Raw genomic sequence first — 8786 nt, forward strand, 5'->3', positions numbered from 1 at the left:
CCCACACCAGGCTGAAGTCGACGCTAGGCAACGGCTATGCCACCATCGCCGAACACCGCCAAGCACTTGGAGTCTAAACAACAACACACAAGCCCCCGGGGCACTCCAACAAAACATCCGCAGGCCCAAACCTCCGCATCTTCGTCATCCGGTCCTCGTCAAACAGGCCGCACCTCGCCGCCAACCAGGGCCAGAGCCAGGTACCTTCCACCCCGCACCAACGAAAAGCTGCCCGGCCAACTCACTGAGTCAGCCGGGCAGCGTGCCAAAGTGGAGCTAACGGGATTCGAACCCGTGACCCCCACACTGCCAGTGTGGTGCGCTACCAACTGCGCCATAGCCCCGTAGGTGAATATGTAATTGTAGGAGTGGAGCTAACGGGATTCGAACCCGTGACCCCCACACTGCCAGTGTGGTGCGCTACCAACTGCGCCATAGCCCCAGTTTGGGATTGCATGGACCAGCAGCGACCGGCCCGAAGCACTTTGCTCAATATACACGCGCGCCCGCTGGCGAACCAAATCGCCTGCGGGCGCGAATTCTGACAACTCCACCCGGCGGGGCCGGGCGGGGTGTGCAGGGGGCTACTTGCTGTTCTTCAGGGTCTCCACCCAAGCGTCGCGGTCGCCCTCAATGTCCTTGCCGTCGACCATCACGCGCGGGGTCCAAGCGCCCTGCTGGTCGGCCGGGGCGTCCTTGGTGCGGTCCTCCTGCAGCTTAATGTTCGCGTCGGAGACCTCCTTCGCGGTGTCCATGTACTTGCCGTCGCGAATCTCCTGCACGGCATCCCCGGATGCGCCGTAGTCCTCGGCCAGCTTGGCCAGGTCTTCAGCCTCGAGCTTCTTGTACACGTCCTGCTGGTTCCCAAACAGGTAGTAGCGCAGGTTGAGCGCGGCGTTCGTGTCGTTGTGCGCGAACAGTGCCAGCTCCGCCGCCAGGGTGCGGGTGGAGTGATCCGGCGAGTACGCGTCGCCACGGCCGTCCAACGCCACCATTGGGCGCAGCTCAATCTGGATCTCGCCTGCCTTCAGCGCCTCGAGCGCCTGGTCGCCCGTCGCTTCCTCCAGCTCGGCACAGTGGGAGCAGGAGAAGTCTTCGAACAGGTCAGCCTCCGGAGCGTCCTCCGCACCCTCGGCGGCGAGGTGGATCACGTCGGACCCTTCCTCCCAGGTAGAGGTGATACCGGTCGTGTCAATCATCTCCTCGGCAATCGCGTCCTTGCGGTCCTTCTTACCGTTGAAGACGATGATGCCAATCACAATCGCGGCGATCGCAATGACGGCGACGATGGCCCAAATGAAGCCGGCGCCACCCTTCGCGTTCGGGTTCTGGACCTTACGAGTGGTCAATGTAGGTTCTCCTCAATATCAGAAGCGGTTGTGGCCGGTCGGCGCTGCCACGCGGGTTTCGGTAGCGTCGATAAGCGCCGCTCTACCCCGCGGATTATACGGCACGACCTGGCCCTAGGGGTAGATGGCGAATTTCTTGAACGGGCGATAGATCATGAACAGCGTGATCGCGATGTAGATAACGTCGCGCCCCACGGTGGCCAGGAGGTTTGTCCCCTCGGTGCCCTCAGTGTTGGGGTCGAAGCAGCCGCAGTCAATGATCAGGCCGCGCTGCCACGCGGAGAGCATGCCGATAATAAACAGGCTCAGCACGCCGATGGAGACCCAGCCCGCGGGCCGCAGCTTGATCCCCAGGAGCAGGAGGAGCCCGCCCGCGAGTTCGAGGGGGCCGATGATGTGCGCGAGTAGGTAGGACCAGTCGCGTGTAAAAATCTCGTACGCGGCGATGGTTTGCGTCACGTCCAGCACGGCGCCGATTTTCGGGATCGCCGCCTTAATCCACACGTAGGCCATGAAAAATCGGGCCGCCGCCGAAAGCACGTCGAGCACGAGCGCGCGCGTGCTGCGCTTCGCCTCCACCTGCTTTTCGGGCGCGTCCGTTGCATCTATTGTCGTCACAACCAGCAGCGTAGCGCAGTGCTGCATACCCCGGGAAGCCTTCACTCCGATTAATGGTGTGATCTGTAACTCGCATATACTCGGCACCATGCCTACCTGGAAAGACATCACCACCGCGAATCCCGCCCACTCCGAAAATTATGCACAGCGATGGAAAGCATTCGTCGCCCAAGGCAAGGACATCGACGGCGAGGCCAGGCTTATCGACGCCACCGTGCCCCGCCACGCACGCATCCTCGACGCAGGCTGCGGCACCGGCCGCGTCGGCGGCTACCTCGCCCGGCGCGGACATGAGGTGATTGGCACCGACCTCGACCCGATCCTCATCGGCCACGCGAAGGAGGACTTCCCCGACGCAACTTGGCTGGTCGGCGACCTGTCCGAGGACGAGATCCCCGCCCACGACATCGACGTCGCCGTGTGCGCCGGCAACGTGATGGGCTTCCTTGACCCCGCCGGCCGAGCGCCGGCGCTGGAAAACATCTTCCGCGCCCTGCGCCCCGGTGGCCGCCTCTTCGTCGGCTTCGGCGCGGGCCGCGGCTGGAGCTTCGACGACTTCCTCACTACCGCCAAGGAAGCCGGCTTCGCGGTCCAGTACTGCTACGAGAGCTGGGACCTCCAGCCGTTCACCCAGGACTCGGCGTTCTTGGTTGCCCAGCTCGCGCGCCCAGCATCTGGACAGTAGCCCTGCACCATTACACAATTTTCTTCAATGTCTCGACGCATATACCTCTACGCAGACGAAACTGGAAACCTTGACTACAAAGGCTCCCCAAACCCGAAAGGCGGTGGCGCGTCAACGTATTTCGGCTTCGGGACAGCTACCTTCGATACGGCGCGTCACGGAGATGATCTCATCGAAGGCCTTCATCTCAGGGCGAGTCGCTCCAAGGAAGGCATATCTCTCGCAAGGGGTTTCCACGCTGTCGACGATTCCGCCAAGACTCGAAACGAAATGTTTTCACTTATCAAGAGCCAAGCGCCACGTTTCGACACGACTTTTTTATACAAAGCGAACGCATATCCATACGTCAAAGCCGACGGACCATTGCGACTCTACAAAATGGCGTGGTTTCTTCATCTTAAGAAAATCGCCCTACAGGTATCCCGGCCAGACGATGAGCTCTACGTCGTCGTCGCAGAATTTGGCACCAAACAGATACGGAAAGCTGCGTCCGAAGCGGTAGCAGAGGTCTGCGACCAGATCAACAGAAACATCACACTTTGCGTATGGACTGCGCAATCCTCTTGGGGCCTTCAGGTGGCGGATTACGGCCTTTGGGCAGTTCAGCGTCAGCTCGAGGGCAAGAAATGTACATGGTTCGAGCCTTGTATTAAACCAACGCTCTCCACGCTTTTTACCCCCTGGGGCCGGCCTGAAAATCACTGAAAACCGGCTATCCCACCTGTGAAGGTGGGAAGTCCTCCCCTGGAGGACTTGTCGCCGGTTTCACCCACAGTTTAGTCGAGCAGCTTCGACTACGGCAACCCCTGTTTAGCCCCTACTCCCCCAGCACGTCGGCGACAACGGCCTTCGCCGCCTCCTGTACCTGCTTGAGGTGCTCCTCGCCCTTGAAGGACTCCGCGTAGATCTTGTACTTGTCCTCGGTGCCGGACGGGCGGGCGGCAAACCAGGCGTTTTCCGTGGTCACTTTGAGCCCGCCGATGGCTGCGCCGTTGCCGGGGGCCTCGGTGAGCTTCGCGGTGATCGGCTCGCCGGCGAGCTCGGTCGCGCTGACTTGGTCCGGCGAGAGCGCCTTGAGGGTGGCTTTCTGCTCGCGGTTCGCGGGGGCGTCGATACGCGCGTATGCGGGCGCGCCGAATTGCTCGGCCAGCTCCGCGTAGCGCTGCGACGGGGTCTTGCCAGTCACCGCGGTGATCTCGGCGGCGAGCAGGTCCATGATCAGGCCGTCCTTGTCGGTGGACCAGACCGTGCCGTCTTTGCGCAGGAAGGAGGCGCCGGCGGACTCTTCGCCGCCGAAGCCGATCTGCCCGTCGATAAGCCCGGGCACGAACCACTTGAAGCCGACGGGGACCTCGACAAGCGTGCGGCCAAGCGACTCCACAACGCGGTCGATCATGGAGGATGACACGAGCGTCTTCCCCACTGCGGTGCCATCGGCCCAGCCGTCGCGGTGGCTGAACAGGTACTCGATGGCCACGGCCAGGTAGTGGTTCGGGTTCATCAGCCCGGCGTCCGGGGTAACAATGCCGTGGCGGTCCGCGTCCGCGTCATTGCCGGTGGCGATGCCGTACTTATCGCGGTTGTGCACCAGCGACGCCATGGAGTTCGGGCTGGAGCAGTCCATGCGGATCTTGCCGTCGGTATCCAGCGTCATGAACCGCCAGGTGGCGTCCACGTTCGGGTTGACTACCTGCATGTTCAGGCCGTGACGCTCGGCGATTGCGCCCCAGTAGTCCACCGACGCGCCGCCCATCGGGTCCGCGCCGATGCTCAGTCCGGAGCCGCGGATTGCGTCGATGTCCACCACATTCGGCAGATCGTCGACGTAGTTGCCCAGGAAGTCGAAGCGTTCGGCGCGGTCATCCAGCACGCCGGTGACGTTGACTCGGCGCACACCCTCCAGGCCGCGGGCGAGGTACTGGTTGGCGCGCTCGGCGATCCAGTCTGTGGCGTCCGCACTAGCAGGGCCGCCGCTGGGCGGGTTGTACTTGAAGCCGCCGTCGCGCGGCGGGTTGTGCGAGGGCGTGATCACGATGCCGTCCGCGCGCTGCGGGTCCGTGCCGGTCACGCCGCCGGTGAGCTTGGCATTGTGCGCCAGAATCGCGTGCGAGACTGCGGGGGTGGGGGTGTAGCGCCCCGCGGCGTCGACAAGCACTGGCACCTCGTTGGCAATGAGGACCTCGAGCGCGGTGACCATCGCCGGCTCGGAGAGGGCGTGAGTGTCGCGGCCGATGTAGACGGGGCCACCGATGGAGTTGGCGCGGCGGTAATCCACGATGGCCTGCGTGGTGGCCAGGATGTGCGGCTCGTTGAACGCGTTGTCCAGCGCGGACCCGCGGTGCCCGGAGGTGCCGAAGCTGACCTGCTGGTCAGGGTCCTCCGCGTCGATGTCGCGCGTGTAGTAAGCCGTGACCAGCGCGGCGATGTCGATCAGGTCTCCGGGCTGGGCGAGTTCACCAGCGCGTTCGTGTGCCATGTGTGTGCTCCTTGTGTCTCCGTCAGGCGCGCCGCTTCTCGACGCCCCCTGCTCACCCCCATCTTCCATGCTCCAACCAATTTCTGCCAGGATTCGTATTTTTATCACTCGACAGGTTATTCTAACGTCCAAAGTTCCGTTCGCATTGCGCACGGCAGCGCGACGGCGGCGTGAGCCTATCCCCAATTCCTGCCCGAAACGTGGAGTTATGACCTCATCGTTGAATGACGTCCTCAGCGCGGTGTCCACCGTCGTCTGGGGGCCCTTCGTCCTCATGCCGCTGCTGCTCGGCACCGGCCTGTACCTCACCATCCGGCTCGGCGGCATCCAGTTCCGCACGCTCGGGCGCGCCACGCGCCATGCGTTTATTGATACGAGCAGCGAGGGCGCCGGCGACATCTCCAACTACCAGGCACTCACCACGGCGCTCGCCGCGACCGTGGGCACGGGCAACATCGTTGGCGTCGCCACCGCGCTGTCCATCGGCGGTCCGGGGTCGCTGTTCTGGATCTGGGTGACCGGACTCGTCGGCATGGCCACCAAGTACAGCGAGGCCTACCTGGGTGTTCGCTTCCGCACGACCGACAAGCACGGCAAGCAGCAGGGCGGGCCCCAGACCTACCTGCGCCGCGGGATTCCCGGTGGCCTGGGCAAAGTGCTCGCCGCGGCATTCATGCTGTTTACCATTTTCGCGTCGTTTGGCATCGGCAACCTGGCCCAGGGCAACTCGATTGCCGCCGGCATGGAGGACGCGTTCGGCGTCGACCCGGTCGTCTCCGGCATCCTCATCTTCCTCTGCGTGGGCGCCGCCGTCCTCGGCGGCATCGAGGGCATTGGCAAGATCACGGCCGCGTTCGTGCCGCTGATGATCGTCATTTACGTGGTTGGCGGTATCGCCGTGCTCATCACCATGGCCGACCAGATCCCGGCGGCGCTGAGCGCGATTTTCACCGGCGCGTTCTCCGGCTCCGCCGCCGCTGGCGGGTTCGTCGGCTCCGGGATCATGCTGGCCATCCAGTTCGGCGTGGCTCGCGGCATCTTTTCTAACGAGTCGGGCATGGGCTCCGCCGCCATCGCCGCCGCCGCCGCGAAGACGGAGCACCCCGTGCGCCAGGGGCTGGTGTCCATGACCCAGACGTTCATTGACACCATCATCGTTGTCACCATCACCGGCCTGGTCATCGTCACCTCCGGCACTTGGCAGATGGGGCGCGACGAGGCAGCGGTGATGACCGCGGCCGGCTTCGCCGAGGGGCTGCCCGGCCACTGGGGAGGGACGATTGTCTCGATCTCCCTCATCTTCTTCGCATTCTCCACCATCTTGGGCTGGTCCTACTACGGCGAGCGCTCCATCGTGGCGCTGTTTGGCCAGTGGATCAGCGTGCCCTACCGAATGTTCTTCACCGCGCTCTCGTTCGTCGGCGCGACCTCCGAGCTCGAACTCGCGTGGACCTTCTCCGACCTCGCCAACGGGCTCATGGCCATCCCGAACCTCATCGGCCTACTCATCCTCTCTGGGCTCGTCGCCCGCGAGACCCGCGAATACCTTAGGTTCGACCCCAAGCTTAAGAAGTCGCCTGACGACGTCGCCCGCTTCGTCCAACAGCAAGGCTTGGATTGGCACTAGCCGCCTGCTACGCTGGCGACATGCAGGGTCCACTCAAAGAAGCGCTCCTCGTCGGCCTCGGCGCCGCACTGGGGGCGCTTTTGCGCGCCGCCCTTGTCGCCGTCATCCCAGGCTCCGCTGCCCTTGCCACGCTGGGCATCAACGCCGCCGGATCCTTCGCCATGGGCTACTTCAAGCCCGGACCGTTCCTTGGCACCGGTGCCCTCGGCGGCTTCACCACCTTTTCCGCGATGACGGTCGCCGCAGCCACGTCCAGCGCGATCTGGGCTCTCGGCATCATCGCGGTGAGTTTCATCGCCTGCGTCGGAGCTTGGTTGCTTGCCGACGCCACGTCCCCCCACCCCTACCGCACACAGGCAAGGCCCTGAACATGGCTTTGCTGATCTGGACCACGGTTGCCATCTTCGCGGGAGCCTTCGCCGGCGGCGTTTCCCGGTGGGCGCTAGCGCGTATCCCCGCACCTCGAGTTGGTACGTGGGCCGCGAATATGGTCGCTTGCTCCATCCTCGGCTTCGTCTCCGGCCACGGTGGCTTGGTCGCGATGGCCATCGGCACGGGCTTCGCCGGCGCCTTGTCCACCTGGTCCACCCTGGCCAAGGAGCTCGGCCAGCTCATCCGTGATCGGAATTGGAGCGAGCTGGTGCGCTACGCCTTAGCGACGGCAGTGCTGAGCCTCGTCGCCGCCGGTTTCGGGCTCCGCTGGGGCGCTCTCGCATTCGGGTAGGACTGCGCCCTCCTCGACGTGACGCGGGGCCGTCGGGTTCCTAACTCCACGGCTGCTCGGTAGGGCGGTCGACCTTGCTATGGCGGGGTGGGTGGGGTGGGCGCCGCCGGTGTGGTTGCCGGCTCGGGGTGGCCTTCGTCTGGCTCGGTGTTTCGGTGGGGTGTGGTTCCGAGTGTTTGACGAGAAGACCATGTGTTTGATGGCAGCTGTGTGTTGGACGAGGAGGGGGTGACGAATCCGCGGTCCCCTCGTCTCGCATCTTCGTCACGGAGATCTCGTCAAATAGCCGCCTCACTGGGCCAAGCGGTCCGCCAGCACGTGTGGACCCCGGGTGGCAACAGCAACGCCAGGCGATCATGCGGTGAGGATAACCGCGAAGCCTTTGCCCGGGTGTTCAACCGGGTGGCACTCTGCGACGCCAGCGTAGGCACCACGGCGGTCCACGCTCCCCATTTACTCTGCGGTGGCAGAGTAAAGCCCCCGGCACGGCCACAGCTTGCTCTGCGATGGTTGTGCGGCTTCGGCGCGGGCTGCGTTATATGGAGCTAGCTCCATGTGTACGGTTGCGCCGGTAAATGCCCTGGTCGCATGTGTCTGGTAGCCCCAGATGGAGCTAGCGCCATGTGCGCTCGGCTAGCGGGAAAAGCCCTGGTCGTATGTGTCTGGTAGCCGTAGATGGAGCTAGCGCCATGTGCGCACGCCTCGTGGGTCGGCCGAGCCCCCGCCATTGATGCCCATCACAGTCGGCAGCTGACAACGGCTACGCTCCGGTGGCAGGTTACGCGTCTCGGCGGGCCAGGCTCCCCCCCCCACCCTGCTACGCGCACAGAGAAGCGCCCCGGCCCCGGGGCGCACACACAAATATGAAATTATCTCCAATTTTTTGGGTCGGCGGTAACCTACTCTCCCACACCCTCCCGAGTGCAGTACCATCAGCGCGGGCGGGCTTAGCTTCCGGGTTCGGAATGGGACCGGGCGTTTCCCCGCCGCCATCAACCACCGACACACCCAACGGGGCATGCCAGCCACCAACCACCAAGGATTGGTGATGCGACAGTCAAAATATTCAACAATATGAACAGTTGGCCAACAGTGTGCTGTGCCAGCAACTGCATAGTGGACGCAAACAAATCGTTTCGCAAATCAACAACACCACAAATGTATCCACATACGTCTTGGTTGTTTGATCAACGGCGGATTAGTACCAGTCACCTCCACACCTTACGATGCTTCCAGATCTGGCCTATCAACCCAGTCATCTCCTGGGCGCCTAAGAAACCTCATCTCAAAACAGGCTTCCCGCTTAG

At 63.6% G+C, this 8786-nt stretch carries 8 protein-coding genes, 2 tRNA genes and 2 rRNA genes; 5 read left to right on the forward strand and 7 right to left on the reverse strand.

What is annotated here, in order from left to right:
- Positions 1–271 precede the first annotated feature (271 nt).
- The 4 genes from EAW56_RS10435 to EAW56_RS10450 all read right to left on the reverse strand — a co-directional run bounded on the left by EAW56_RS10435 (position 272) and on the right by EAW56_RS10450 (position 1967).
- Positions 272–344, reverse strand: a tRNA-Ala gene (locus EAW56_RS10435).
- Between the two features lie 25 nt (positions 345–369).
- Positions 370–442, reverse strand: a tRNA-Ala gene (locus EAW56_RS10440).
- Positions 443–584: 142 nt separating this feature from the next.
- The gene (locus EAW56_RS10445; protein ID WP_095536529.1) at positions 585–1349 is read right to left on the reverse strand and encodes a DsbA family protein; all 765 of its coding nucleotides are present in this window, start codon (positions 1347–1349) and stop codon (positions 585–587) included.
- 114 nt (positions 1350–1463) lie between these two features.
- Positions 1464–1967: a MauE/DoxX family redox-associated membrane protein gene (locus EAW56_RS10450; protein ID WP_255396027.1), complete on the reverse strand. Its 504-nt coding sequence runs from the start codon at positions 1965–1967 to the stop codon at positions 1464–1466.
- A gap of 88 nt (positions 1968–2055) precedes the next feature.
- Here EAW56_RS10450 and EAW56_RS10455 point away from each other — a divergent pair, with 88 nt between their 5' ends.
- Together EAW56_RS10455 and EAW56_RS10460 are read left to right on the forward strand one after the other, a co-directional pair.
- Complete coding sequence (locus tag EAW56_RS10455) at positions 2056–2652, forward strand: class I SAM-dependent methyltransferase (RefSeq protein WP_095275353.1); 597 nt, start codon at positions 2056–2058, stop codon at positions 2650–2652.
- A 27-nt stretch (positions 2653–2679) separates the two neighbouring features.
- Positions 2680–3357 (forward strand): DUF3800 domain-containing protein, encoded by a 678-nt coding sequence (locus tag EAW56_RS10460; RefSeq protein WP_122086461.1) that lies wholly within the window; start codon positions 2680–2682, stop codon positions 3355–3357.
- A 112-nt stretch (positions 3358–3469) separates the two neighbouring features.
- Here the strand turns inward: EAW56_RS10460 and pgm are convergent, their stop codons facing one another.
- Positions 3470–5128, reverse strand: a complete 1659-nt coding sequence (gene pgm / locus EAW56_RS10465; RefSeq protein ID WP_122086462.1) for a phosphoglucomutase (alpha-D-glucose-1,6-bisphosphate-dependent) — start codon at positions 5126–5128, stop codon at positions 3470–3472.
- A gap of 208 nt (positions 5129–5336) precedes the next feature.
- Here pgm and EAW56_RS10470 point away from each other — a divergent pair, with 208 nt between their 5' ends.
- From EAW56_RS10470 to EAW56_RS10480, 3 genes are read left to right on the forward strand one after another with little or no spacing between them, the layout of a single operon-like run.
- Positions 5337–6755, forward strand: coding sequence for an alanine/glycine:cation symporter family protein (locus tag EAW56_RS10470; protein ID WP_095536534.1), 1419 nt, complete (start codon positions 5337–5339; stop codon positions 6753–6755).
- Positions 6756–6775: 20 nt separating this feature from the next.
- Positions 6776–7123: a CrcB family protein gene (locus EAW56_RS10475; protein ID WP_122086464.1), complete on the forward strand. Its 348-nt coding sequence runs from the start codon at positions 6776–6778 to the stop codon at positions 7121–7123.
- A 2-nt stretch (positions 7124–7125) separates the two neighbouring features.
- Entirely contained in the window at positions 7126–7479 is a 354-nt protein-coding gene (locus EAW56_RS10480; RefSeq protein WP_095546446.1) for a FluC/FEX family fluoride channel, read from the forward strand.
- 886 nt (positions 7480–8365) lie between these two features.
- Here EAW56_RS10480 and rrf read toward each other — a convergent pair.
- Positions 8366–8483 (reverse strand): 5S ribosomal RNA (gene rrf / locus EAW56_RS10485).
- Between the two features lie 174 nt (positions 8484–8657).
- Positions 8658–8786, reverse strand: a 23S ribosomal RNA gene (locus EAW56_RS10490); the annotation flags it as partial.

The organism is Corynebacterium gottingense (assembly GCF_003693265.1).
In the GTDB taxonomy this organism is placed as follows: Bacteria; Actinomycetota; Actinomycetes; order Mycobacteriales; family Mycobacteriaceae; genus Corynebacterium; species Corynebacterium gottingense.